Origin of the sequence: Sphingobium yanoikuyae (assembly GCF_034424525.1) — a bacterium.
GTDB lineage: Bacteria > Pseudomonadota > Alphaproteobacteria > Sphingomonadales > Sphingomonadaceae > Sphingobium > Sphingobium yanoikuyae.
The window spans coordinates 1956323-1981782 of record NZ_CP139979.1 but is presented as its reverse complement, the minus strand read 5'-3'; the positions used below and the strand labels follow the sequence as shown (position 1 = coordinate 1981782).

The 25460-nt window shown below is 61.5% G+C and carries 28 protein-coding genes and 3 pseudogenes; 20 read left to right on the top strand and 11 right to left on the bottom strand.

All coding sequences use genetic code 11. The features are described from left to right. Positions 1-284: 284 nt before the first annotated feature. The gene (locus U0025_RS09170; protein ID WP_025290613.1) at positions 285-1133 is read right to left on the bottom strand and encodes a LysR family transcriptional regulator; all 849 of its coding nucleotides are present in this window, start codon (positions 1131-1133) and stop codon (positions 285-287) included. 52 nt (positions 1134-1185) lie between these two features. Here U0025_RS09170 and U0025_RS09165 point away from each other — a divergent pair, with 52 nt between their 5' ends. The 5 genes and pseudogenes from U0025_RS09165 to U0025_RS09140 form a co-directional block, all read left to right on the top strand. Then, complete coding sequence (locus U0025_RS09165; protein WP_004213444.1) at positions 1186-1638, top strand: NAD(P)-binding domain-containing protein; 453 nt, start codon at positions 1186-1188, stop codon at positions 1636-1638. 59 nt (positions 1639-1697) lie between these two features. Beyond that, a pseudogene (locus tag U0025_RS26105) lies at positions 1698-2404 on the top strand (IS5 family transposase); the annotation flags it as partial. Between the two features lie 183 nt (positions 2405-2587). After that, a complete protein-coding gene (locus tag U0025_RS09150; RefSeq protein WP_323156773.1) occupies positions 2588-2938 on the top strand; it encodes a DUF1932 domain-containing protein in 351 nt (116 codons plus the stop codon). Further along, positions 2935-3654 carry a haloacid dehalogenase type II gene (locus U0025_RS09145; RefSeq protein WP_004207043.1) on the top strand — a complete coding sequence of 240 codons (720 nt, stop codon included), beginning with the start codon at positions 2935-2937 and terminating at the stop codon, positions 3652-3654. The genes U0025_RS09150 and U0025_RS09145 overlap by 4 nt, the downstream gene beginning before the upstream one ends. 167 nt (positions 3655-3821) lie before the next feature. Continuing rightward, positions 3822-4205 (top strand): annotated as a pseudogene (locus U0025_RS09140) (AAA family ATPase); the annotation flags it as partial. Positions 4206-4228: 23 nt separating this feature from the next. Here U0025_RS09140 and U0025_RS09135 read toward each other — a convergent pair. Next, entirely contained in the window at positions 4229-5212 is a 984-nt protein-coding gene (locus U0025_RS09135; protein ID WP_157225173.1) for a LysR family transcriptional regulator, read from the bottom strand. 37 nt (positions 5213-5249) lie between these two features. On the opposite strand from U0025_RS09135, the gene U0025_RS09130 reads away from it, so the two are divergent. Continuing rightward, positions 5250-6263 carry an NADP-dependent oxidoreductase gene (locus U0025_RS09130; RefSeq protein WP_004207038.1) on the top strand — a complete coding sequence of 338 codons (1014 nt, stop codon included), beginning with the start codon at positions 5250-5252 and terminating at the stop codon, positions 6261-6263. A gap of 86 nt (positions 6264-6349) precedes the next feature. On the opposite strand, the gene U0025_RS09125 is transcribed toward U0025_RS09130, so the two are convergent. The 3 genes from U0025_RS09125 to U0025_RS09115 are packed head-to-tail and all read right to left on the bottom strand — an operon-like array spanning position 6350 to position 8399. Beyond that, positions 6350-7327, bottom strand: coding sequence for a zinc-binding dehydrogenase (locus U0025_RS09125; RefSeq protein ID WP_004207037.1), 978 nt, complete (start codon positions 7325-7327; stop codon positions 6350-6352). 9 nt (positions 7328-7336) lie between these two features. After that, the gene (locus U0025_RS09120; RefSeq protein ID WP_004207030.1) at positions 7337-7747 is read right to left on the bottom strand and encodes an organic hydroperoxide resistance protein; all 411 of its coding nucleotides are present in this window, start codon (positions 7745-7747) and stop codon (positions 7337-7339) included. Positions 7748-7760: 13 nt separating this feature from the next. Next, the gene (locus tag U0025_RS09115) at positions 7761-8399 is read right to left on the bottom strand and encodes a TetR/AcrR family transcriptional regulator (protein ID WP_004207029.1); all 639 of its coding nucleotides are present in this window, start codon (positions 8397-8399) and stop codon (positions 7761-7763) included. Positions 8400-8555: 156 nt separating this feature from the next. Here U0025_RS09115 and U0025_RS09110 point away from each other — a divergent pair, with 156 nt between their 5' ends. Then, a complete protein-coding gene (locus U0025_RS09110) occupies positions 8556-9032 on the top strand; it encodes a hypothetical protein (RefSeq protein WP_004207028.1) in 477 nt (158 codons plus the stop codon). A 3-nt stretch (positions 9033-9035) separates the two neighbouring features. Beyond that, positions 9036-9347 (top strand): hypothetical protein, encoded by a 312-nt coding sequence (locus tag U0025_RS09105; RefSeq protein WP_257010905.1) that lies wholly within the window; start codon positions 9036-9038, stop codon positions 9345-9347. A gap of 126 nt (positions 9348-9473) precedes the next feature. Here U0025_RS09105 and U0025_RS09095 read toward each other — a convergent pair whose 3' ends face one another. Genes U0025_RS09095 through U0025_RS09075 form a run of 5 tightly spaced genes read right to left on the bottom strand, consistent with a single transcriptional unit; the run spans position 9474 to position 15767 of the window. After that, on the bottom strand, positions 9474-11963 hold the full coding sequence (locus tag U0025_RS09095; RefSeq protein WP_004207026.1) for a heavy metal translocating P-type ATPase: 2490 nt from the start codon (positions 11961-11963) through the stop codon (positions 9474-9476). A gap of 41 nt (positions 11964-12004) precedes the next feature. Next, positions 12005-13771: an oleate hydratase gene (locus tag U0025_RS09090; RefSeq protein WP_004207025.1), complete on the bottom strand. Its 1767-nt coding sequence runs from the start codon at positions 13769-13771 to the stop codon at positions 12005-12007. Positions 13772-13798: 27 nt separating this feature from the next. Continuing rightward, the gene (locus U0025_RS09085; RefSeq protein ID WP_004207023.1) at positions 13799-14662 is read right to left on the bottom strand and encodes a 3-hydroxyacyl-CoA dehydrogenase; all 864 of its coding nucleotides are present in this window, start codon (positions 14660-14662) and stop codon (positions 13799-13801) included. Beyond that, positions 14659-15156, bottom strand: coding sequence for an acyl-CoA thioesterase (locus U0025_RS09080; protein ID WP_004207018.1), 498 nt, complete (start codon positions 15154-15156; stop codon positions 14659-14661). Before U0025_RS09080 ends, U0025_RS09085 begins: the two co-directional genes overlap by 4 nt. Further along, positions 15153-15767 carry a TetR/AcrR family transcriptional regulator gene (locus U0025_RS09075; protein ID WP_004207015.1) on the bottom strand — a complete coding sequence of 205 codons (615 nt, stop codon included), beginning with the start codon at positions 15765-15767 and terminating at the stop codon, positions 15153-15155. The genes U0025_RS09080 and U0025_RS09075 overlap by 4 nt, the downstream gene beginning before the upstream one ends. A gap of 121 nt (positions 15768-15888) precedes the next feature. Here U0025_RS09075 and U0025_RS09070 point away from each other — a divergent pair, with 121 nt between their 5' ends. From U0025_RS09070 to U0025_RS09030, 9 genes are all read left to right on the top strand, one after another. After that, the gene (locus U0025_RS09070) at positions 15889-16977 is read left to right on the top strand and encodes a catalase family protein (RefSeq protein ID WP_004207014.1); all 1089 of its coding nucleotides are present in this window, start codon (positions 15889-15891) and stop codon (positions 16975-16977) included. Between the two features lie 40 nt (positions 16978-17017). Then, entirely contained in the window at positions 17018-17629 is a 612-nt protein-coding gene (locus U0025_RS09065) for a hypothetical protein (RefSeq protein WP_004207013.1), read from the top strand. 3 nt (positions 17630-17632) lie between these two features. Further along, positions 17633-19000 carry a Dyp-type peroxidase gene (locus tag U0025_RS09060; protein WP_004207012.1) on the top strand — a complete coding sequence of 456 codons (1368 nt, stop codon included), beginning with the start codon at positions 17633-17635 and terminating at the stop codon, positions 18998-19000. Between the two features lie 124 nt (positions 19001-19124). Continuing rightward, entirely contained in the window at positions 19125-19463 is a 339-nt protein-coding gene (locus U0025_RS09055) for a hypothetical protein (RefSeq protein ID WP_017503244.1), read from the top strand. 22 nt (positions 19464-19485) lie between these two features. Next, positions 19486-19827 carry an MFS transporter gene (locus U0025_RS09050; RefSeq protein ID WP_037490093.1) on the top strand — a complete coding sequence of 114 codons (342 nt, stop codon included), beginning with the start codon at positions 19486-19488 and terminating at the stop codon, positions 19825-19827. A gap of 20 nt (positions 19828-19847) precedes the next feature. Beyond that, positions 19848-20282: an MFS transporter gene (locus tag U0025_RS09045; protein ID WP_004207008.1), complete on the top strand. Its 435-nt coding sequence runs from the start codon at positions 19848-19850 to the stop codon at positions 20280-20282. A 111-nt stretch (positions 20283-20393) separates the two neighbouring features. After that, a complete protein-coding gene (locus U0025_RS09040) occupies positions 20394-20927 on the top strand; it encodes an SMI1/KNR4 family protein (RefSeq protein WP_080604450.1) in 534 nt (177 codons plus the stop codon). Between the two features lie 4 nt (positions 20928-20931). Beyond that, positions 20932-22524 (top strand): GMC family oxidoreductase, encoded by a 1593-nt coding sequence (locus U0025_RS09035; RefSeq protein ID WP_004207006.1) that lies wholly within the window; start codon positions 20932-20934, stop codon positions 22522-22524. 12 nt (positions 22525-22536) lie between these two features. After that, on the top strand, positions 22537-22938 hold the full coding sequence (locus tag U0025_RS09030; protein WP_004207001.1) for a DUF2147 domain-containing protein: 402 nt from the start codon (positions 22537-22539) through the stop codon (positions 22936-22938). Positions 22939-23249: 311 nt separating this feature from the next. Here the strand turns inward: U0025_RS09030 and U0025_RS09025 are convergent. Further along, positions 23250-24040, bottom strand: a pseudogene (locus tag U0025_RS09025) (IS5 family transposase). Between the two features lie 177 nt (positions 24041-24217). Here U0025_RS09025 and U0025_RS09020 point away from each other — a divergent pair. Genes U0025_RS09020 through U0025_RS09010 form a run of 3 tightly spaced genes read left to right on the top strand, consistent with a single transcriptional unit; the run spans position 24218 to position 25457 of the window. Then, positions 24218-24805, top strand: a complete 588-nt coding sequence (locus U0025_RS09020) for a recombinase family protein (protein ID WP_004206998.1) — start codon at positions 24218-24220, stop codon at positions 24803-24805. Positions 24806-24841: 36 nt separating this feature from the next. Then, complete coding sequence (locus U0025_RS09015; RefSeq protein WP_004206996.1) at positions 24842-25141, top strand: BrnT family toxin; 300 nt, start codon at positions 24842-24844, stop codon at positions 25139-25141. Next, positions 25122-25457: a BrnA antitoxin family protein gene (locus tag U0025_RS09010; protein WP_004206995.1), complete on the top strand. Its 336-nt coding sequence runs from the start codon at positions 25122-25124 to the stop codon at positions 25455-25457. Before U0025_RS09015 ends, U0025_RS09010 begins: the two co-directional genes overlap by 20 nt. Positions 25458-25460 lie beyond the last annotated feature (3 nt).

Genomic DNA, 25460 nt, shown 5'->3' with positions numbered 1-25460 from the left:
TGGAACAAAGTGCCATCGCGCAGCATGGCATGCATGATGACCGCGAGCCGACGAGCGAGCGCGACACGGGGCGCTTTGCAACCTTCATGGAGCGCGGAGGCCTCGTTGCTCCCGATCGGGGCAGGACAATTCGCATGGCGCAGCCTTGACACTGCTCGACCTTGTTTGCGTCGGATACGCAGTCGACCAGCGATTTCCCCTCCCCTTCCTGATCCAAAGCTGAGGGGAAACGGTGTGAAATCGCTGATCTTTATGACGTCAGGCGACTTTTCCTCTGTGCCGCGTCACAGGACCGAGCCGAACATAGCGCCGATCAGACGCAGCGACTTTCTCGAAGCTCCGTCAGACAAGCTGGAATACAGAAGGATATCCTGAGCAGGCAATGGTGGCAGGTGCAGCGCCGCCCCCATGTCGATCACGTCCGCTGGTGCGACCTGCCGCCCAAGGGCGGCAACAGCCAGCCCCGCGGCGGCGGCAGCCGCAATCGTCGCAACCCCGCCGCCGACGAAGGCTTCCATCCATGGAATAGATGCATCCTCAAGCGCACGGATTGTCATCGCCCGGACGGCGCAGGGGCTAGGCTGAACGGCGATGGGTAAGGACGTCGAACGGTCCCATGTCCATCCCGGTGCTGCCATCCAGCCGAACGCCTGTTGTCCGACGACCTCTCCCCCGCGTCTCGTTTCATCGAGCGGGAGCACGAAGGCCGCACCGATCGAACCACAATCCATTGCTTCCATGATTTCACGGGTCGTACCGACTTTCATTTCCAGAACGAGGCCGGGATCCTGAGAATGCAGGCGGGAAAGCATCGCCGGGATCTGCGGACCGAAGATATGATTGCTGAAGCCAATGGAGAGCCTTCTTTGTCGGCTGCCGAAGGAGCTCAGGGCCAGATCATGGGCAGTGATCAGGTCGCGGGCAGGCTGGAGAAACATTGCACCGGCTGCCGATAGCTGCACGGAACGCGGGGTACGCTCGACCAGTTGGTGGCCGAGTTCCGTTTCCAGTTTCCGGAGCTTTGTGCTGACCGCCGACTGCGCCAGATCCATTGCCGCCGCTGCCTTGGTGAAGCTGCGCAATTCGACGATCATCAGGAAGATTTTCACCGCATCGAGATCGAGCGTGTTCATTTTGTCATCCAGATTCGAGATCGCAGATATCATAAACAATCTCGTTTGATGAATGTACAGTTCAAAGCACAACGATGGCAACCTGAAGGGAGACCAGATGACAACGCGTCTCGCCGTCATCGCGCCGGGAGCGATGGGAAGTGCTGTCGCACGCGAACTTGTCGGCAGAGGCGCGCAGGTTCTGACCGTCATCGACAGCCGCAGTGAGCGGAGCACGTTGCGCGCACGCGATGCAGGCATGATCGCCGCCGACCTGTCCGATCTGCCCGGCTGCGACCTCATCCTGTCGATCGTTCCGCCGGACGCGGCGATCGGTCTGGCGCAAATGCTGGCACCCGTGCTGCGCCAGAGCCCGACGAAACCGGCGTTCATCGATTTCAACGCGATCAATCCGGCTACCATGCAAGACGTGTCGGCGGCACTGTCCGGAACGGGCTGCGATGTGCTGGATGGAGCGATCATCGGCCTTCCTCCGCAACAGGGCCGGGACGGCCCGACATTCTAGGTTTCGTGGACAAAGGTTGACAGCAGGATCGGGCGTTGATTCAAGGCTGCCTTTTGGAGGTGGCGTTGGGCGAGCGTATTGGGCTGACGGAGGACGAGTGGGGGATCATCGGCACATTACTGCCATCTGAGCGTGGTCGTGGCTGTCGTCCAGCACAGGACAACCGGCTGTATTTCGAAGGCATGATGTGGATCGCCCGCACAGGTTCGCAATGGCGCCACTTGCCGGATGAATATGGCAAGTGGAACAGCGTTTTCCGCCGCTACCGGCGCTGGGTTACGACCGGGGTGTTCGAGGCGATGCTCGAGACACTGGGCGAAATGGTGGCTCGTGATGCCACTGCGGACATGATCGACAGCACCGTGGTCCGAGCACATCATTGTGCCGTCGGCATAAAAAAGGGACTCAGGAAACCGAGGCGCTTGGCCGATCGCGAGGCGGATTCAGCACAAAGCTCCACGCCCGCTGCGATGCCAAAGGCCGACCGCTCGGCTTTGTCCTGACCCCGGGCCAGAGCCACGATATCCAAGGCTTTGGCCCGCTGTTCCGTTTGATTGCTCATAAGATCGAGGCATTGTTGGCGGACAAGGGCTACGATGCAGATGCCATCCGCGAGGAATTGGCCAATGCTGACGTTGAGGCTGTCATTCCCGCCAAAAGCAATCGGCGCGATCCAATCCCACACGATCGCGAAAAATACCGTTGGCGCAATCTTGTCGAACGCCTCTTCAACAAACTCAAGAACTGGCGGCGTATCGCAACTCGATACGACAAAACCAAAGAGTCCTACCTCGGCTTCGTCAATCTCGTCTCAGCCCTGCAATGGATACCCTTTGTCTACGAAACCTACATCAGCGGCGACCCGGACGGTCGTGCCGATGTCCTCGCCAGCTTTGGCCTGAAGCTGCGCCAGATCGATGGTCCGGTGGGTGCAGCATCGGCATTGAAGATGGTCTACGCCGGGATCAACAAAGGACTTGTTGCTTTGGGGACCGCGATGTTTCTGGCTTCGGAGCGCGCCGGCTGCGCACAGGCCCTGTCGCAGCAAATGAGTGAAAGCCTCCCCAACCTCCGGGGCCAGTTGATGCATGCTATTCCGGACATGTATGGCAAAGCCTACCGATGGGTTCCGGAAATGCGCGAGATCACCGCTTTCCTGGGAGAAAACGATCCGGCCTCCGGCATTTTCGATGCAGCCTCCCAAATCTTCGCGAGCATAGCGAAGGACGCGGACAGGACGCTCATCGCTGCTCTCGACCGGGTATTGTCTCAGACTGACAGCGGAGATTTGGCGCCATGATCCTGAAAGGCGTGCGAGCCCTCGTGTTCGATGTTTTTGGCACCCTTGTCGATTGGCGCGGCGGCGTTGCGCGTGAAGTGGCGCCATTCCTCCGCCGATACGAAGTAGCTTGCGATCCGGCAGAGTTCGCCGATGCCTGGCGCCGCCGTTATTCCCCGTCGATGGAGGAAGTGCGCAGTGGCCGCCGGCCTTTTACCCGGCTGGACGTTCTGCATCGGGAGAATCTGGAATTGACGTTGTTGGATGTCGGGCTCGATCCAGAGACGATCCCGTCCTCGGAAATTGACGCGTTGAACATGGCCTGGCACAAGCTCGACCCCTGGCCCGACGTCGTTTCCGGTCTTCGGCGGCTGAAGTCCGGTTTCATCATAGCTCCGCTTTCAAACGGCAACATCAGCCTGATGATCGACATTGCCAGGCGGTCAAACCTGCCATGGGACGCCATCCTGGGTGCCGAAGTCGCTCGCGCCTATAAGCCGACCCCTGAAGCCTATCTGAGGACCGCGGAGATACTGGGAATGCGTCCTGACGAGGTCTGTCTGGTGGCCGCGCACAACAGCGATCTTCTCGCCGCGAGGAATTGCGGCTTCAGGACTGCTTGCGTGCCCCGCATTACCGAACACGGCCCCAAACAAACGAGCGATCTTTCTGCCGAGCAGGATTGGGACTTCGTTGCCAAGGATCTGGAAGCCTTTGCTGATGTTTTGGACACGTAACGCTGGCATATCAAGAGAAGCATCCCCGTGTGCCGCATAATGTGCTCCCGTTGGGACGGCTGGCGGTAAGCTTCGATCACGCCGGCCAGGGGCTTGGGGAGAACGTGCTGTCGGATGCGCTGAGGCGGATCGCATCGCCGTCCCGGATTATCGGCTTCGGCGCGGTGATGGTCCACGCGAAGGACAACGCTGCACGTCGTTTCTATTTGCGCTGCGCCGAACTCATCGATTATCCGCAGGACAGCCGCACCCTGTTTCTGTCTATCGAAACGGTGGTCGCGACTTTCGGCCAGGAAGCGGTTGGAAGCCCGTCTCGCAGCCACCGACGTGGCACGAAAGGATGGTGCTTGTTGAACAAAGGCCTTGTGGCAATTTCGGGCTGCTCAAGCGGCGGGAAATCGACTCTTCTGGCTGAGTTGAGCGCGCGCGGCCGTACAATCGTCGAGGAACGTGGCCGTCGCATCATAGCCGAAGAACTGGCCTCCGGTGGCAGCGCGTTACCTTGGGCCGATCCGGCGGCTTTCCTGCGCCGCGCCACCGAGATGGCGATGGCAGATCACATCGCGGCCGAAGATCATGAGGGGTGGATATTCTTTGATCGTGGCATGGTGCCCTGCAGATGGGCCAGGAAAGCGCGCACCGCCGGATTGGTGCGACGGCTCTCCGGCCAGACGGCCGTGATATTGTGCCGCTCGACAGCGAATTCCGACAGAACCGGCACCAGCTCGCCGCGCGCCACGTAAGGCGCCGCGACGAAGTCCGCGCTGATGCCGACACCACCACCGGCGGCCAGCGCCGCCATCAGCGCCTCGCTGGCGTCCATGACGATACCCGACGACGGCACGATCTCGACCTCGCGATCCCCGACGCGGAAAGGCCAGCGCAACACCTGGCCGCTGCTTTGGTAGCGCAGGTTCACCGTATCGTGGCCAACCAGTTCGTCCGGATGGGACGGCCTGCCCCGGGATGCCAGATAGGAGGGCGATGCAAAGCAGCAAAAGCGATGCGGCGCGAGCCGGCGCGCCAGGAGCCGCGTGTCCGCGAGATCGCCGATCCGTACCGCGATATCGATCCCGGCCTCGACGAGGTCGACGAACTGGTCGTTCAGGCGAAGCTCGACCATCACCTGGGGGTGGCGCTCCCGGAATGCGGGCAGCTTCGGAGCAAGCACATGGATGCCGATCGGCAGCGAGGCGGCGATCCTCAGCGTGCCAGCCGGCTCCGAGCGCGCCGTGATCGCCATCTGCTCGATCTCCTCCGCGTCGCGAAGAAGCAGGAGCGCCCGTTCATGCAAATCCCGGCCCTCGGGCGTCAGAGCCAACGAACGGGTGGTGCGCGTGATAAGCGGCACCCCAAGCGTCTGCTCGAGACGCTGGACGCTCTTGCTGACCGCCGATGGCGAAATCGACAGCGACCGGGCGGCGGCCGTGAAGCTGCCCAGCGACCCGACACGGGCGAAGGCGATCAACCCCGTGAGGCGCTCAAATGCTATTTGTTCCTTCATGGAAATACTAAAACGATTTCTACCAATATTAGAAATCTTAATGCGCGTCGCCACATCTCCTTCAGTTTAGAAGTTTCCGAAGGAGGCAATGATGAGCGAGACAATGAAGGCGGCTCGCCTGCACGCGTTCGGCGGCCCGGACGTGCTCCGCTACGAGGATGCGCCCCGCCCCACCTTGGCGGCTGGTGAGGTACTGGTCCGCGTCCACGCGGTCGGCCTCAATCCGCCGGACTGGTATCTCCGTGACGGCTACCGCTCGCTTCCCCCCGAGTGGCAACCGCATCCCGCCTTTCCGCTGATCCTCGGATCGGACGTGTCCGGCGTCGTCGCCGCGCTCGACGATGGCGTGGAGGGATTTAGCGTCGGCGACGAGGTCTACGCGATGGTCCGTTTCCCGCAAAACGTCATGGAAGGCAGCAAGGCCTATGCCGAATATGTCAGCGTGCCGGCATCGGACCTCGCGCGCAAACCGGGCATCGACCATGTTCACGCGGCGGCTGCGCCCATGTCGCTGCTGACGGCCTGGCAGTTCCTGATCGATCTGGGTCATGACGAACCCAACCCGTTCCAGTCATTTACCCATGCACACGCGCAGCTCGAAGGCCGAACGGTCCTTGTCAACGGCGCCGGCGGCGGTGTCGGGCACCTCGCCGTGCAACTGGCGAAGTGGAAGGGCGCGCGCGTCATCGCGGTCGCGTCGGGCAGGAACGAGGCGCTGATGCGCGAGCTCGGCGCCGATCAGTTCATCGATTACACCAGGACGGCGGCCGACGAGATCGTGCGCGACGTGGACGTCGTGCTCGACGCCGTGGGCGGACCGGATACCGGCCGCTTCTTCCGCACCCTGAAGCGTGGCGGTTCTCTATACCCGGTCTATCCGCTGGACTTCACCGGACATGCCGAAGCCGAGACGCTGGGCATTACCGTCTCGACGACACAGGTCCGTTCGAGTGGCGCGCAACTGGCCGAGGCGGCCCGCCTGCTTGACGACGGCACCATCCGCATCGTCGTCGACAGCATCTTCCCGCTCGCCGACGCCGCCCGTGCCCACGAACGCGCCGCCCGTGGCAATATCCAGGGCAAGATCGTCCTCTCCGTCGCCTGACCAAACCACGGATAGTCTGGCCCTTGGCAACGCTGATGGCTGGAGAACATCAGGATGTTGGCGATCGCCGGTCTTTCCTTCGTCGCTCAGGGCTTGAGAAGAACCTTGCCTGCTTTGCCCGCTGTCAGCGATGCGCGAACGGCGTCAGCGACCTGATCCAGCCCGAATACCGCCCCTGCCGGCAGTTTCAGCTCGCCACTGGCGACGAGGCGGATAAGTTCTCCAAGCAGCCGGCGCTTGGCTTCGGCGGGCATGGCGGCACTCACCTTGGAGCCCCAGAAGCCCTTCACGACGGCCTGTTTGAAAATAAGATTGCCAGAGGAAATCTGCATCGGCTCTCCGGCCATGGTGCCGAAGGACACCAGCAGCCCATCCTCACCCAGAAGCGACAGGAGTTCAGCGCTGGCCTGTCCGCCGATCGAATCCACAGCCGCGCGTATCGGCGCATCGCCGGTGATCGCACGCACCCGATCCTGCCAACCATCGGTCGCAGTCGAGACGGCATTGGCGATGCCGAGAGCCGCCAGCTCTTCCACGCCGGCATCGCGGCGCACGAGATTGACGATATGCACACCGCGCGCGGCCGCCAGCATTGCCAGCGTTTTGCCGACCGCGCCATTGGCGGTGTTCTGGATCACCCAGTCGCCACTTGCCACTTCGAGGAAGTCCAGAAGAGTGATCGCGCTGAACGGCATGGCGATAAGCTGCGCCGCCGCCTCATCGGAGATCGAATCCGGGACAGGGACCAACCCGGCAGCGGGCGCGAGGAAATATTCAGCCCATGAGCCATGAACCGAGGCGACCGAGACGCGCTGACCGATGGTGATGCCGGTCACGCCTTCACCGAGCGCATCGACCGTACCGACGGCTTCCGAACCGCCAATAGCGGGCAGTTCAGGCTTGTAGCCGTAGCTGCCGCGCACGGTCCAAAGATCGTGATTGTGGATCGGCGAAAGGATCGTCTTGATCCGCACCTGGCCCGGGCCGGGTTCGGGAACCGGGCTTTCTTCCAAAGCGAGAACGTCGGCCGGTTCGCCGAATGTGGTGTGAATGGCGCTACGCATGACGCCTCCTTAAACCGTGGTGACGTGCAGGCGCACGTCGATGTTGTTGCGTGTGGCGTTGGAATAGGGGCAGGCCCGATGCGTCGCCTCGACCAGTTCCTGCGCGGCGGCCTCATCGAGACCCGCGATTTCCACATGAATGTCGATGTCCAGCTTGAAGCCGCCCTCAGGCGTCTGCCCGATTCCGACCTCCGCGGACGTTTTGCTACCCATCAGCGCCAGCTTTTTCTGCTGGGCGACATGGTTGAGCGCACTGTCGAAACAAGCTGCATACCCCATCGCGAACAGCTGCTCCGGGTTGGCGCCCGGCTTGCCGGAGTTCGGCATGGCGAGATCGAGGCCGAGGCTGCCGTCGTCGAGCGCCGTGTGGCCTGAACGGCCACCGGTCGCCGTTGCGCGGGTCTTGTAGAAAATTTTCATTCTTCGGTTCCTTTCACGGATGGTTGGATTGCGGCGTGCAGACCAGAATCTGCTCGGTGGCGATCATCGCCCGTTGCATCGGCGCACGAGAACGGGTGAGTTTGGCGAGCAGCGCAGCGCCAAGCCACATCTGGTAGAGAACCTGCGCCAGCGCGGACGGCTCCGCCCCCGGTGGAAGCGATCCGTCCTCGCGCGCCTCGGCGATCATGGAGGCGATGCGTTGCAGCAATCGTGCGACGCCATCGCTCAGAACGGCCCGCATGGCCTCCGACAGGTCCGCGACTTCGGCGGACAGTTTGACGGCGAGGCAATCCTCGGCCCAGCCGTCTCCGGCTTGATCACCTTCCCCGGGATCATCGAGCCACGCTCGCCAATAGCGCATCAACCGCTCGCGACCGCTTATGGCTTCCGCGGATAACAGCGAGTCCAGTTTCTTGCCGTAACCGTCCACGTAATCACGAAGAAGTGCGCAGCCGAACGCCTCCTTGGACGGGAAATAATGATAGAAAGACCCCTTCGGCACGCCGGAAACCTTCAAGATTTCCTGAAGGCCGAGCGCGGAGAAGCCCTTGCTCAACACAAGGCTGTAGCCCGTGTCGAGGATGTTTTGCCGGGTCGCTTCTGCTTTGGGTGTCAAATTCATGATCAGCATATATAACGAATAATAGACCAGTCGTCTATATGGCTATGGCGTCACCACCTACGCCGGCTCATCGGCATAGCCAATGGGAGGCATATATGAGCAACGTCGGGCGGCTCGCCGACAATATCGGCAACTTCAGCGCTGGCCGGCGCGGAGCGCCCCTGCGTGGCGCAGCGATGCTTCAAGGCATCGTGGTCTGCGGGATATGCGGACACCGCATGGGTCTTCACTTACTCTGCCCATAAGAAGACCCCCGTCTATCACTGCATCGATAGCGAGCAGAGCGGGCACTGCCAGAATGTGCGCGCAAACCAGGTTGATGCAGAGGTCGAGCGGCTGTTGATCGAAGCTCTGCAACCCGATCGCATCGACCTTGCGCTTGCGGCTCATGAACAGATGAACGGCGAAAACCGGCTGCTGGAACGTCAATGGGCGCTGAATCGGGAGAAGGCGCATTACGAAGCGGAGCGTGCACGCCGACAATATGATGCCGTGGAGTCGGAAAAGCGGCTCGTCGCACGTTCGCTGGAAACGTTGTGGGAAGAAAAAATACGCGAAGCCGACGCGTCGAACAGGATTACGCGCGGTGGCATGTCGAGCAGGTTAACGCCCTGGCCGCCGCCGCGCGAACGCGTATCCTGACCATTGCCGACCCTGTTGCCCGCGTTCTGGAAGCGGGCTGGCATCGACGAACGCAAAGAGATGATGCGGCTCGTGATCGACAGCGTGACGGTCGACAAGAGCCGTGCGCAAGGCCGTATCTGGTTCGCGATCCTGTGGCAGACCGGCGCGCGAACAGAGCATGTGATCATCCGCAATACCGCCAACTATGACGATCTGGCTCACTTCGCACGCATCGAGGAGATGGTGCGAACGCTCAATGCTGTGGGATCACTCGACCGTCAGATCGCGGACGCCCTGACAGCCGAGGGCATCATGAGAAGATCGGCGCTCTGATCTATGCCAACCTCTTCGACAACGAGGGCGAAGACACCTTCTCGCTGATCTGGTCCCGCCCCAACGGCAGGCGCGCCGACTAAGACCCCACGCAAGACCCCGCCACAAGGTCGGGGCCTTGGTCCGTCATGCCTTCACTGTCCGGAGCCGCAGCGAATTGCCGATGACGCTGACGGACGACAGCGCCATCGCGGCAGCAGCGATGATCGGCGACAGCAGCAGCCCAAACGTGGGATAGAGCGCACCGGCCGCAATCGGTACGCCTGCCGCATTGTAGATGAACGCGAAGGCGAGGTTCTGGCGGATGTTGGCCATCGTCGCCTGCGACAGGCGTCGCGCGCGGACAATGCCGGTGAGATCGCCCTTGAGCAGCGTCACGCCCGCACTTTCGATCGCAACGTCGGTCCCCGATCCCATGGCGATACCAACATCGGCGGCGGCAAGCGCCGGCGCGTCATTTACGCCGTCACCCGCCATCGCCACCACCTTGCCCTGCGCCTTCAGGCGCTCGACGACCGCGGCTTTCTGGTCCGGCAGCACATCGGCCTCGACCTCATCGATGCCGAGCTTTCTCGCAACGGCTTCGGCTGTGGTGCGATTGTCACCGGTCAGCATGACGATGCGGATGCCTTCGCCATGCAGGGCCTTCAGTGCCTCAGGCGTGGTCGCCTTGATCGGGTCGGCGATGGCGAAGATGCCGCCGATGGCTTTATCGATGCCGATATAGATGGCGGTTGCGCCGTCGCGGCGTAGCTCATCGGCCTGTGCCGCGAGCGGCGCTGTATCAACCCCATGTTCGGCGAGGAAGGTGGTGCTGCCGAGCACCACATGCCGGCCCTCGACACGACCGATCGCCCCCTTGCCGGTCGGCGAGTCGAAGTCGGCGACATCGGGGATGGTGATCTTTCGCTCGTCGGCAGCCGCCACGATCGCGCGCGCAAGCGGATGCTCGGACGCCTTCTCCACGCCGGCTGCAAGCCGCAGGATGGTCTCCTCGACAAATCGCGGGGCCACGACGATCCGGGTCACCGCCGGCTTTCCTTGCGTAAGCGTCCCGGTTTTGTCGACCACCAGAGTATCGACCTTCTCCATACGCTCCAGCGCCTCGGCGTTCTTGATCAGAACGCCGGCCGCCGCCCCCTTGCCGATGCCGACCATGATCGACATCGGCGTCGCGAGCCCGAGCGCGCAGGGGCAGGCAATGATCAGCACGGAAACGGCCGCGATCAGGCCATGCGCCAGCCGCGGCTCCGGCCCCCATACACCCCAGGCCGCGAAGGCGAGCAGCGCGACGGCGATGACGACCGGCACGAACCAGCCCGACACCCGATCGGCCATGCGCTGGATCGGCGCGCGCGAGCGCTGGGCATCCGCGACCATCTGGACGATGCGGGCGAGCATGGTGTCGCGCCCGACTTTTTCAGCCCGGATGACGAGCGCGCCGGTCTGGTTCAGCGTACCTCCTACGACCGCTTCGCCGACTACGCGCGTCACCGGCATGGATTCGCCGGTCACCATCGATTCATCGATCGATGAGCGCCCCTGCTCGACCACGCCATCCACCGGCACGGTTTCACCGGGCCGGACCCTGAGCCGATCACCGATGACGACGGCTTCGACAGGAATATCCTCTTCAGCATCGTTCCGCCCGATCCGCCGGGCGGTTTTCGGCGCGAGATTGAGAAGCGCGCGGATTGCGCCGGAGGTCTGCTCCCGGGCGCGCAGTTCCATGACCTGACCGAGCAGCACCAGCACGGTGATCACGGCCGCGGCCTCATAGTAGACCGCGACCGTGCCATCGGCGCCTCGGAAAGCCTGCGGGTAGAGCTGCGGCGCGAATGTCGCGACGATGCTGTAGCCCCAGGCGACCCCGGTGCCCATCGCGATCAGCGTGAACATGTTGAGGCTGCGGTTGACGATCGACGCCCAGCCACGTTCGAAGAACGGCCATCCGGCCCACAGGACCACCGGCGTCGCCAGGGCGAACTGGATCCAGATCGAGATGTGCATCGGCACCAGATGGTGCAGCGCCGGGATCAGGTGGCCGCCCATCTCCAGCAGGAACACGGGCAAGGCCAGCGCGAGGCCGATCCAGAAGCGCCTGGTCATATCGGCAAGTTCGGGACTGAGTCCGGCATCCGCCGCCGCGATCAGCGGCTCCAGCGCCATGCCGCAGATCGGACAACTGCCCGGCGCGTCCCGGCGGATTTCCGGATGCATCGGGCAGGTCCAGATCGTGGCCTCCGTTGCGGCTGCCGTTACCCCCGCAACGGGGTGATGCTCATGGGTATCAGGTCCATGCGTGTGGCTAGGGTGGGAATGATCGCCATGGGCTGCAGCACCCTCATGGCGATGTGCGGCATGCGCTTCCAGTGCCGCATAGTGCACGGGGTCGGCGTCGAACTTCGCCTTGCAGCCGTCCGAGCAGAAGACGTAGCGCCGGCCTTCATACTCGGCCTTGTGAGCGGTCCTGGCGGGATCGACGACCATGCCGCAGACCGGATCATGGGTGGGGTGACCGGACGGCGTTTCGCCGTCCGGCTCATGATGGTGATGATGGCCGTGCGCCCCAGTCACCTCGGCGGCGCGTTCGCTCTTCTGATCGTCGTCGGCCATTCATCACCTTTCACACGCCGCGCGTGCCTTCCGGTCTTTGTTCATTCCTCGATCAGATGGAACTCTTCGAGCAGCCTGGCGATCTCGGTGCCTTCGAGCTTCTTCATCAGCAGCTTGCGCAGGAAGGCCGGGCCGGGAAGATCGATGCCCTTGCCGTCCCGCAGCGGTCCGATCGCAGCAAGAAGTGTACGGATATCATAGGTCGAGTTGAAGACCTCGGGCACGCCGCGCTCGACATTCATCAGCGTGTAGACGGCCTCCATCGGGGTTCTCACCGAATATTCCGTGGTGAAGATGCAGTCCCGCTGCTTCGACTCCGCGAACTGGCCGATGAAGGCGAAGTTGACCGCGCCCTCCGGCACCACGTCCGGCCGGTCACCCGCCTGGCGCGGCATGAAGAAGGCGGTAATATAGGGCATCATCGTGGGAACGGTGCTGGCGCCGGATGCCGCGAGTTCGGGAATGTCCTCGACCGGCACGCCGAGGTGATAGAGCCATTCCTGGGTGATCTCCTCACCGGTGCATTCCTGCATCGGCTTCTTCACGAAGTCGCCGGGGCAATCGACAAAGAGCGCGTAGAACCAGGCGATCATCTGATCTTTGGGCTGCTTCTTGAAATGCGGCTGGCGATGAACCGTCCAGCTCAGCAGCCACGCCGAGTCCTTCACCGTGACGATACCGGCGGAGACGATCTTGCCGGTAAAGGGGTTCCGCTTCGTGATCTTCTCGACATAGGCCGGAATGCGGGCGTCGAGGGCAGTGATCGACGCGGAGGCCCATTTCGTCTCCGGGATATGGGCGCCGAATACGTCCGGGCGGCCGAAGGCCGGATCCTTCGCCGCGATCCGCCGCCACAGGTCCCAGGCCGGCGCCGGTCCTTCGTTGAGCTTCGCCGGTGTCCTGTGGTCGCCATTGTCGGAATTCTCGGTCAGCGAGCCGATGGTGATGAAGACGAGATCGTCGGGGCCGAGATCGACGCCGCCTTCGACGCCGCGCTCCTTCCAGTGGATGCGCGTCGCCTGCTTGGAGCCGGGCTGGATGTCGAAATCGACATCGGTGACCTCGACGCCGTAGCGGAATTTAACCCCGTGATCGGTCAGCCACTTCACCAGCGGCAGGACCATCGATTCATACTGGTTGTAGCGATTGAACTTGAGCGAGGAAAAGTCGGCGAGACTGCCGATGTGATGGATGAAGCGGTGCAGGTAGAGCTTCATCTCCAGCGCGGAATGCCATTCCTCGAAGGCGAACATGGTGCGCCAGTAGAGCCAGAAATTGCTCTTGAGGAAGTCCTCGCCGAAGACCTCGTTGATGCGCTTGTTCTCCATCTCCTCCCGCGTCGCAAGGAAGACCGAGAGGAGATCCTTCTGGGCCTTGTCGTTCAACGTCAGCAGCGCTTTGTCGGGCACGTCCTGACCCTGGTTCTGCGTCGTTCGCTGCAGCGAAAAGTTGGGATCGTCCTTGTTGAGCCGGTAGAACTCGTCGAGCACGCTGGCATCCTCGATCTCCAGCGAGGGGATCGAGCGATAGAGGTCCCACAGGCACTCGAAATGCTCCTCCATCTCGCGGCCGCCGCGAATGACGAAGCCCTTTTCGGGCACGTCCAGACCATCGAGCGCGCCGCCGGGGATTTCCAGCTCTTCCAATATGGTGATGCGGTCGCCCGAAACGCCGCCGTCGCGGATCAGGAAGGCGGCGCCGGCGAGCCCCGCGAGGCCCGAGCCGACGAACCACGCCGTCTTTTTGTCGGCGCCTTCCGGCTTGCGTGGACGGACAAAGGCTTCATAGTTTCCACTGCTATAATGCATGGCAAACTCCTGTTTTTCTTGTTGGGATCAGTCGGCGGGCTTGTAGCTGTAGAAGCCTTCGCCCGACGCGATGCCGAGCTTGCCCTTGTCGATGTAGTTTTCCTTCAGCCACGCGGCGAGCGACTGTGCGTGCTCATCACCGTGCGACAGGATGTTGTAGGGGGTGTTCAATCCGATGATGTCGTAGATCTGGAACGGCCCCATCGGCGCGCCGGTGGCGATCCGCCAGACCTTGTCGACATCTTCCGGCTCGGCATAGCCGCCGGCAGCCAGATCGGTGGCCGCGTTCAGGAACGGCACCAGCAGGGAGTTGAGGACGTAGCCCGCTTTTTCCTTGCGCACCGGGATCGGCACCATGCCGATCGCGGAGGAGAAGGCGATCAGGGTATCGAACACGGCCGGATCGGTGTCGTCCGTACCCATCACCTCGGCAGTGTTGAACTTCCAGATGCTGTTGGCGAAGTGCAGCGCCAGGAAACGGTCCGGGCGGCCGGTGAAGGCTTTGAGGTCGCTCGGCAGCAAAGTCGAGCTATTGGTGGCGAAGATCGTTCTGTCAGGCGCGAGCCCCGCCAGTTTCTCGTAGAGCGCCTGCTTGATCTCGAGCACTTCCGGAACCGCTTCGATGACCAGATCGGCATTCGCAACCGCAGCCCCAAGATCGGCGGTGAGCGTGATGCGTCTCGAAGCTTCGGCTGCCTTGCCGTCAGCCGCACCCGTCACCTCTTTCACGTAGGTTTCTACAAGCGTTTCGAACCGATGCCTCGCCTGGTCGAGTGCTTCGTCGCTGATCTCATAAGCGGTAACGTCAAAGCCACTATAGGCGGCCTGGAAGGCGATCTGGCTGCCGAGGACACCGGTGCCTAGCACCGTCACTTTCAGGATGTCGCTCATTCATTCTCTTCCTTGCGTCGGGTTTCATAGAGAAACGGCGCAGCGACTTCGGCGGGCACGCGAACCAGCTTGCCGGTAGCTTTCTCGATGAGCACCCATTGCGACAGGGCCGCGACGAGCGTCTGACCGTTACTGTCTTTGAACTCGACGCACCGGGCGTATCTCGCTCCGCGCGGCTTCCCTTCGACCCAGGTTATGGCAAAGGTCTCTTCGCCCGCCCGGATATTGCCGCGGTAATCGACCTCGTGCCTGAGCACCATAGCAACATAGGTGTCGGCATCCCTCGGACGCGCGGCTGTCAGCCAGTGCGCCACCGACACATCCTGAATCCAGGTCACCCAGACCGCATTGTTGACATGGCCGAGTTCATCGATGTCTTCTTCGGTTGCCTGGAAACGGATATGGAAGCGCCGACGTTCGTCCACTTTTCCAGCCAAGGGCACGCCTGAAGCATCGCAGCCGATCCTGCGGCGTCCTTCGCCAGGAAGGCTCATGACCGGGTGGATGGCGCATCGAGGCCTGCCATCGCGCGAAAGAAGCCGACAAGCATTTGCTCTCGGGGAATAGCGCCTTCGACATCGCCCTGGACCGCCAGTCCCATCCACAGTGCATAGAGGCCGATCCCGGTCTGCAGCGGCGGCAAGGCAGGCCGAAGCGCAAAGCGCCGCGTCAGATCCGCCACAAGTTCTCCGAACAAATGGTGGCAGGCGGCCTTTCCTTCGCGATGCCGTTCAGCGAACGCGGGGTCCCGCCGCGCATGAAGCTGCAATTCGATCGAAAGCAGCGACCAATGCTGTTCGTCAGCCAGCTTAGCCAGCCGCGCCGCAAGCACTTGCAGAGTCGCCTCGATATCATCGCCGGAGCAGTGGGCGACCAGATCGCGCAGAAGCACGACCTCGTCCTGGATATGAGCCTGCAGAATCTCGACCAGCAGATCGTCCTTGCTTGCAAAATTCGAATAGAAGGCCCCCTGCGAATGACCCGCTGCACTACAGATGTTGCGGATCGACATGGCCGCCACCCCTTCTTCCACAATGGACGAATGTGCTGCGGCGAGCAGCTTATCCCGCGTCTGGCGCTGCGTTTCCTTTCGCGTGAGGCGCATGAGCGATCGACCTCCAATTCAGCACGGCATGGAAACCTTTTACCCATGTCGGCGTTCACCGTAAAACCAGATATCACCTGATATCTCGAATGCAACGAAAATCCGGTTCGAAGGATCGCCCTTGGCTGAGACCTATATCCCCTACTCCACCAGCGTCGAAGTGCTCGGCGAAGACGAGGAGCGGCTCACCGCCGAAATCCTCGAAATCATGGCGAGCACCAACCGCAAGGCGTTCGAGCGCCATCGGCATGCGGTGCGCGACGCCCATGCCAAGAGCCACGGGTTCCTGAAGGGCGAACTCGTCGTCCCGGAACTGCCGGAGCATCTGCGCCAGGGGCTTTTCGCTCGCCCGGCCACCTATCCCGTGGTGATCCGCCTCTCATCAGCGCCCGGAGATATCCACTCGGACACCATCCCCGCCCCACGCGGCATGGCGATCAAGGTCATCGGCGTGGAGGGAGAGCGGCTTCTGCCCGACGACCAGGGCCGCAATCAGGATTTCCTGCTGGTCAACATACCGGTCTTGAGCTTCGGCACGATCGGCAAATATCGCCAGCTCATTGGCCTTCTGGAGAAGAATGCGCAGAACCCCGCCTTCCTCCAACGCGCCATGGCCGGGGTGGCGCGTGGCGTGGAAGCCGCGGTCGAAGCGGTCGGCGTCGAGCCCGGCGCGACGCTGCGCGGGCTCGCGCGCGACAACGACCATCTGCTCGGCGAGACCTATCACTCGATGGCGGCGATCCGCTTTGGCGATCACATCGCCAAGATCAGCGCCGCGCCGCTTTCCGACAATGTCCGCGCGCTCACCGGCAAGGACGTCGGCACAGTGGAGGATTCTACGATGCGCGATCTGGTTGTCGAGCATTTCCGCGACCAGGGTGCTGAGTATCAACTGCGCGCCCAACTTTGCGCTGATCTCGACAAGATGCCTGTCGAGGACGCGGCGGTGCTCTGGCCCGAAGAGCTGTCGCCACACCAGCCGATCGCCACGCTGCGCATCCCGCCGCAGGACGCCTATTCGCCGGCGCGGCGGGTCTATGGCGATGACGTGCTGTCGTTCAATCCCTGGCACGGTATCCGCGAGCACCAGCCGCTCGGATCGATCATGCGGGTGCGCATCGCCGCCTATGAGCGATCCACCCGCTACCGCCATGAGATGAACGCGCAGCCGCGTGTCGAGCCGACAAACATCGACGCCATCCCGGACTGACGCACCGATCGACACACGCAATCACGAAAGGAGGCCAGTCATGGCCGAGACCGAAGAAAACCCGCAGATCGACGAAACCCGCCTTCAGGCCATCCGGCGGCGGATCGAGGAAGTGGCCGGCGACGCGCCGCAGCTCGCCAAGCTCGCGCTCGAGCAGATGGTGACGAAGCACAATCCCGACCTCAAGGGCACGGCCGGCTCGGCCGGTCGCGTCGGCGCGCAGTCCGGCAATGTCTCCGAGCTCACCGCCATCGCCAACCTCAAGCCGGGCGGCGCGGACCGGCTGAAACGCATCTTCGGACTCGTGAACGGCAATTTCGACGGGGCGCAGAAGGTCGGCACCCTGCACAACATGCGGTTCGTCTTCTTCGACAACGACACCCGCATCCTGTTCGCCACCGCCTATGACGGCGACTGGGACACCTATATCAACGACTTCGCCACCAAGATCCCTGACCTGATGGATTTGCTCTTCGCCTCGGTCGAAGGCTGGCCGGGCATCGCGAGCCCGAAGGTCAAGGATTTCATCGCCGAACATCAGATCACCGCCGCCGGATGGTTCGTCGCCAACCCGCAGGTCACGGTCGTCGACGTGCGTCGGCTTCAGCGGATGGAACATGCCGTCAACGAATTCCTGGACAAGGTGGGCTGAGCGATGACGATCCTTCAAAAGCTGAAAGAGCGCTTCTCGAGGGACAGCGTTACGCTCGACCTGCACGATATCCAGGCGCTGATCCTGCGAAGCCGGCCGGAGCCCTATGTCGGCATCCATGCGATGCTCCATTTCGACGAGGCCGAGGGCGCGCGCGCTTTGCTGGGCCGGCTCGCGCCCCATATCGCATCCGCCGACAACTGGAACGAGGATCTCGATTTCTGGATAGGCGCTGCACTCAGCTTCGAGGGACTGAAGGCGCTCGGCGTTCCTGAAGCGCAGCTCAAGACATTCCCGCTCCCCTTTCAGCAGGGCATGGCGGCGCGCTCGGAGCAGCTCCGCGACTTCGGACCCAACGCGCCGGAAAACTGGGAGGACGTGTTCAAGCCGGGCAACTGCCATCTCGCGCTGACCATCTACGCGGTCGACGATGCGGCGCTCGACAAGGCGCTGGCGACCGCGCGAACCGAACTCGACCAGAGCAGCGGCGTCACCTTGATCGGCGAGCATCGCTTCGGCGCGCCGGACGGCGCGAAAAACCCGTTCGGCTTCCGGGATTCGATCTCCCAGCCCGCCGTCGAAGGCAGCGGCGTCGATCCGCTGCCCGGCGAGGAACGCGCGATCAAGGCGGGCGAGTTCATCCTTGGATACGAGAGCGAGAACGGCCAGCCGCTCGGCATGCCTGAACCTGCGGCGCTGGGAAAGAACGGCACCTTCGTCGTCCTGCGCAAGTACAACAGCCGGGTCGGCTGCTTCAACGCCTTCCTCAAGGCCCATGGCGAGACGGCGGAGGACCGCGAACGTCTTGCCGCCAAGATGTTCGGTCGCTGGCGGTCAGGCGCTCCACTGACGTTGTCGCCGGATCATGACGACCCGGACCTCGGCGCCGATCCGCAGCGCAACAACGACTTCAATTTCAAGGACGACCCCAAAGGCCGCGTCGTGCCGCTCGGCTGTCATATGCGCCGGCTCAATCCCCGCGATTCCGAGCTGACACTGCTCACCGACGTCAACATTCACCGCATCATCCGCCGTTCCTCGACCTTCGGGCCGGTTTATTCCGAGGATGTGGCGCCGAAAGACGATGCCAAAGGCGATCGCGGCCTGTTCTTCATCTTCATAAGCGCGCGCGCTTACGACACGATCGAGTTCATGCAGCAGGAATGGATCAACCGCGGCAATTTCGTCGACCTCGGCGAGGAGCGCGATCCAATCGTTGGTCTGCATGAGGAGGACGGCCGGTTCACGATCCCGCAGGCGCCTGCGCGCAAGCGCATCGACGGTGTGCAGACCTTCAATGTCATGAAGGGAGGCGAATATCTGTTCATGCCAAGCCTATCGGCGCTTAAGTGGTTGGCAGAACAACGCTAAAGCTATTCACCTGATTGTCGGTTGAGATTTGAAGTGTGCAGAGTGACCCGGAAAGTGCGGGGCTGTGCGGAAGGTTAAGTGAGTGGGAGTTGAGTTTCGGCAAGGCTGGGGATGGTTGGTCCTTGTGGCGCTTACGATTTCGACGACCGGCGATGAAATCACGTTGCTGACGTTGATGTTCCGCACTGCCGAGAACGCATCCGGCTATGCGGTGCCGACGCTGCTGACCGCGGAGCTGCTACCCGGTCTGATCGCCGCACCCTGGGCGGGCCGCTTGATCGACCGCCGGGAGGCGGCCCGCATTCTGGTCATGGTGTCAGTTCTGCAAGCGGGCGTGATAGCATTTATCGCCTATTATCCCATGTTCACGCTCGCCGGGGCCGCGCTGTTGAGCGTGCTGTTCACGATCAGCAGCGCCGCAACATTCGCGTTGATTCCAGTGCTGGCGAGCGGCTTGGAATGACCTCGCACTCGCCAATTCCCTTATGGAAATGGTTCGCAGCCTTGGAATGCTCGCTGGTCCAGTCGCTGGGGGCGTACTGGTGGGATGGATCGGATCGCGCAATGCGCTTTTAGCCGATGCCGCCAGTTATGCCCTTTTGGCCCTCGTCGTGATGGCGAGCAGGCTTCGCCGCAAGCCACAACGGGACGATCAGGAGGAAGAGACCCTGTTCGCGGACTACCTGCCGCTGCTCCGCAATCGACGGTTGATGGTGGTTACGGGTGCGCTCAGCCTCGAAGTGTTTGCGACCGCCATAGCCGACGTTGCTTTCGTGTTTCTCGTGATGGTGACGCTGGGAGCGGGCCGACCGCGTTTGGAATGCTGACGGCACTATGGGCGGTTGGGATGTTGATCGGCGCTGGGCTGGCCGAAAGGGTTATTGGCCATAGGGTCGGACTGGCGGCGTTCGGCACGGCCGCTGTCATGGGCGCGACCATGCTGTGGATCGGCCTTGCGCCGATCGGGCTGGCAATCGTTGCCGTCGCCTTCATCCTAGGCGGCGGCGCAAACAGCATCCACAACGTCGCTGTCCGAACCTTGTTCCAGTCGGAATGCCCGCCCGCCGATCATGACAAGGTCGCCGCGATCTATGGTGCGGTGACACGCACCGCCGTAATCGGCGGCTATGTTGCTGGCGGCTTCTTTTTTGTGCCGAATGATGCGCCAACCGCCTATCTCGTGGGCGGCCTGCTGGGCGTTGTCGCGGGCTTAGTCGGATGGCGGATATTCAATCGTAGATGGAGCGCAGCACCAATCAAAGCATCGACGCGCCAAGATTGACCTGATTGTCGTGCCCCTCCGCTAACGGCTATACCAATCAGGTGGCGTGATTGAGGCGCGGTGCGGAACGGACACGATAGCGACGCCCTAATGATGTAAGGCAGAAAATATATGACCTTTCAGTTTGATCCATCATTCGATGCAGAATCACTCCACATGCCGGGAGATTCTTTGATCGAATTAGACCAGATAGAGAGTTCATTAAGGATATTGCTGCCCTCTGAGCTTCGTGATTTATTTATTGAATTCGGATCAGCGATAGTTTTCAATAAGGATGTTGAATTTCCTGCGGAAAAATGCGCCTATTCCGAAGATTCAGGAAGAATTGGCGTTTCAGTTATATATGGCCCTGCTGACGGAAGCTTAGGAATAATTCGCATAAACGAACAATTATCCATGCAGATTCCAAAAACATCTGTGGTTTTTGCGGAAGTCGGTCTGGGTAATATGCTGTTAATTGACAGAATTGATGGAAAGATATCCGTATGGCTGCACGATGAAGCTCTGCCTTCTAGGGCGATAACCCCCGTATACGACAGCTTTCATGACTTTATCGATGCACTGGTAGCCTTCGATCCTCCTCCCCTGCCCAGTTTAAAGGAATTGGGATTGGACTTGAAAGCGATGGGGATAGAAGAGGAGTAGCTAGATGTTACGGTTCGGCGCTGACGGAAACCACATCATTGGCGGCGGCTCGGCCGGCTGCGTCATGGCCAACCGCCTTTCTGCTGATTCGGATAAAGCTGTCTGCCTCATCGAGGCGGGGCCGCGCGATCGCAATCCCTTCATTCACATGCCGCTTGGCGTCGGCGTCATTGCCCGCACGGGATGGGTGAACTGGAACTGTGAGACCGAAGTCGAGCCTCACCTTAACAACCGGCGGCTCTATTGGCCGCGCGGCAAGACGCTGGGTGGCAGCAGCTCGATCAATGCAATGGTCTACATTCGCGGCGATCGGGCGGACTATGAGGGCTGGGGGGCGGCCGCCGGAGCTGACTGGGACTGGCCGCGCATGCGCGAGCTTTTTATCGCGCTCGAAAACAATCAGGCTATCCACGACGAGCATCATGGCAATGCCGGGCCACTTTGCGTCTCCAATCTTGGGCGAGTGAACCCACTTACGGAAGACTTCGTCGAAGCTGGGGTGGAACTGCACTACCCGCGAAATCCCGACTTCAATGGCGTGAGCCAGGAAGGCTTTGGTGTCTATCAGGTGACCCAGAAAGACGGGCAACGGTTCAGCACGGCGCGAGCGTTTCTCGATCCGGCTCGCTCGCGCAAGAATCTCGCCATCGAAACGAACGGCCTCGTCGAACGGATACTGTTCAAGGACCGTCGCGCCATCGGGGTCCGCGTCGGCGGCCGGGACCTGCTGCTGCGCCCCGGTGGAGAGGTGATCCTTTCGGCTGGCGCGGTCAATTCGCCGCAGATTCTGATGCTGTCGGGCGTCGGCTCGGCGAGCGAACTCAGGCAGCATGGCATAGAGATCGTTCTGGATGCGCCCGAAGTCGGAGCCAATCTCGCCGATCACCTCGACTATACGGCTGTGGCAACCACGGCCGATCGCGAAGGATTTGGGGTGGCGCCCAGTTTCCTGCCTCGTGCGATACGCGGCGCATGGAGCTATTTCCTTCATCATGAAGGCGAATTGACGTCAAATGCCTCGGAGGGCGGCGCTTTCCTCAAATCCGACGCCGGCCGGGAGCGGCCCAATTTTCAATTCCATTTCCTGCCGGCGATCCTGCGTGACCATGGCCGCAAGACAGCCTTCGGCTACGGAATGACCGTGCATGTCTGCGACCTTCTACCGAAGAGCCGCGGCAGGATCGGGCTCAAGATCGCCGATCCCACGGCTCATCCGCGCATAGAGGGCAATTATCTCAGTCATCCCGATGATGTGGGCGTCTTGCTGAATGGCGCGAAGCTAGCCCGCAAGCTCCTTCATGCGCCGGCGCTCGCCCGTCACTTGCGCGAGGAGGTGCGACCGGGACCCGCGGTCCAGACCGACGAGGCTCTGATCGACGACATCCGCGCGCGCGCTGAAACAATCTATCATCCGGTAGGAACATGCCGCATGGGCAGTGACTCGGCATCCGTGGTCGATCCGGCAGCCCGTGTACGTGGCATTGACGGTTTGCGCGTGGTCGATGCATCGATCATGCCGTCGATCGTGTCGGGCAACACTAACGCGCCTACCATGGCGATCGCGGAAAATGTCGCGCAAATGATGATCCGGCCTTGAGGAAGAATGGCGATGAGGTTCAGTTTCGTATTGGCAGCCATGCTGCTACTTGCAGCATCTGCGTCCGTCGAGGCACAGCGCGCTTCTTTCGGAGTGTGGAAGAATCCGCAGGACAGCGTACATGTGCGAGCCCAGCCGTGCGGAAGCAGAATGTGCGGGGTCGTGGTCTGGGCAAGTGACAAAGCCAAGGCGGATGCGCGGCGCGGCGGGACAAACGATCTGGTAGGTCTGATCCTGTTTCGCGATTTTGTTCCTGAAAAGAAGGGCGTGTGGCGCGGCAGTGTTTTTGTACCCGACATCGGCCAAACCTTCTCTGGAACAATCACCACGCTCGACGATCGGCGGATGGAGGGAAAGGGGTGCCTGACAGGGCGGATCATGTGCAAATCGCAGATATGGACGAAAGTGAACTGAAATCCGTCCAATCATCGTCTGACCGAGAGCGGCAAGCCAAGGATTTTAATAAGACACATCAAAAGCTTCTACGATAAATTGAAGAGGCGCGGAGCAGGAAGCGGGCATGGCGACAGCGATGTGTGCAGCCGCCACGGGATCAATTCGGCGACGGGCATGCGACTTGGTCAGCGTAAGCAGGCGGATAATCCGTTATTGATCGTCGCGGCCAGAAGACGGTCCGCTGCGGCAGCGGCTGCACGAACAGATTAACCTAATGGAAATCACACGATAAGCGCCCCGCCTGATGCGCCCGACGACACATTCCGCCGCTAGGTTTCGTGGACAAAGGGTATCCATTGCAGGGCTGAGACGAGATTGACGAAGCCGAGGTAGGACTCTTTGGTTTTGTCGTATCGAGTTGCGATACGCCGCCAGTTCTTGAGTTTGTTGAAGAGGCGTTCGACAAGATTGCGCCAACGGTATTTTTCGCGATCGTGTGGGATTGGATCGCGCCGATTGCTTTTGGCGGGAATGACAGCCTCAACGTCAGCATTGGCCAATTCCTCGCGGATGGCATCTGCATCGTAGCCCTTGTCCGCCAACAATGCCTCGATCTTATGAGCAATCAAACGGAACAGCGGGCCAAAGCCTTGGATATCGTGGCTCTGGCCCGGGGTCAGGACAAAGCCGAGCGGTCGGCCTTTGGCATCGCAGCGGGCGTGGAGCTTTGTGCTGAATCCGCCTCGCGATCGGCCAAGCGCCTCGGTTTCCTGAGTCCCTTTTTTATGCCGACGGCACAATGATGTGCTCGGACCACGGTGCTGTCGATCATGTCCGCAGTGGCATCACGAGCCACCATTTCGCCCAGTGTCTCGAGCATCGCCTCGAACACCCCGGTCGTAACCCAGCGCCGGTAGCGGCGGAAAACGCTGTTCCACTTGCCATATTCATCCGGCAAGTGGCGCCATTGCGAACCTGTGCGGGCGATCCACATCATGCCTTCGAAATACAGCCGGTTGTCCTGTGCTGGACGACAGCCACGACCACGCTCAGATGGCAGTAATGTGCCGATGATCCCCCACTCGTCCTCCGTCAGCCCAATACGCTCGCCCAACGCCACCTCCAAAAGGCAGCCTTGAATCAACGCCCGATCCTGCTGTCAACCTTTGTCCACGAAACCTAGCAGGCATCCCCCCGGAAATTCCAGCAATCTACGCACGCCCAAAATCCGTAGCGTCCGATAAACTCTGCCGGAAAGGAGGACTGTCCCACAACAAGCTATCAGGGGTTTTCCGACATGCTTATAGGCTACATGCGCGTCTCTTCCACAGATGACCGGCAATCGGTCGATCTTCAGCGCGATGCGCTGATCGCAGCCGGCGTCGATAGCCGGCATCTCTATTCCGACAAGGCATCCGGCGCTCGCGAGGACCGGGCGAGCCTGCGGGCCTGCCTCGAATATCTCGCAGCCGGCGATACGCTGGTCGTGTGGAAACTGGATCGGCTCGGCCGCTCCCTGCCGCATTTGCTGTCGATCCTGACCGATCTCAGGGAGCGTGACGTGTCATTCCGGTCATTGACCGAGCAGATGGACACGGGAACGCCGCATGGCGAGCTGCTGTTTTCGCTGTTCGGCGCGCTGGCCCAGTATGAACGGGCATTGACGCGCGAGCGCATCATGGCAGGCCTTGCGGCCGCCAGACGGCGCGGGCGCTACGGTGGCTGCCCGCGAACGATCGATGCGGAAAAGCTCGATCAGATCACCGCCGCCCTTGCCGGTGGCGCTAGCAAGTCGTCGATCAGCCGCACGTTCAACGTGCCCCGATCGACCCTCGCAGATACGCTCGCGCGGGCCGGATGGCTCAAACCGCCGCGCCTTGCGTAACGACAAAAACATAATTATATTTCCGTAATGCCATCCATGCGCTTCTCCTGGCATCCGGCCAAAGCCGAGAGCAATCTGAAGAAGCACGGCGTCAGCTTTGCGATCGCTACTCGTGCGTTCACAGATCGTTTCGCGCTGAGCGATCAGGATCGGATCGAAGGTGGCGAGCGACGATGGCAAACCTTGGGCCTCGTGGAAGGGCATCTGCTCCTCCTCGTGGCCCACACTGTCGTCGAGCAAGACGATGACGGCGAGTATGTGGAGATCATTCATATCATTTCGGCTCGAAAGGCCGATCGAACGGAAAGGCGACGTTATGAAGAAGAAAGACGCTGATACCGTCCGTTTCCAACTCGATCCGGACAATCTGCCGCCGTTGACCGAAGCGCAACAGGCCGAACTGGATGCCCTGCAGGCGATGCCGGATAGCGGGATCGACTATAGCGACTCTCCGGCGCTGACAGAGGATTTCTGGCGGAACGGGCAGCGTGGGCGCTTCTATAAGCCCATCAAGCAGCAGGTGACGGCACGCCTTGATGCTGATGTGCTCGCCTGGCTCAAATCGCAGGGTAAGGGCTACCAAGCCCGCATGAACGCCATACTTCGCCGTGAGATGCTGGCGACCGCCAGAAGGCAGGAAAAGCCACGTTAATTT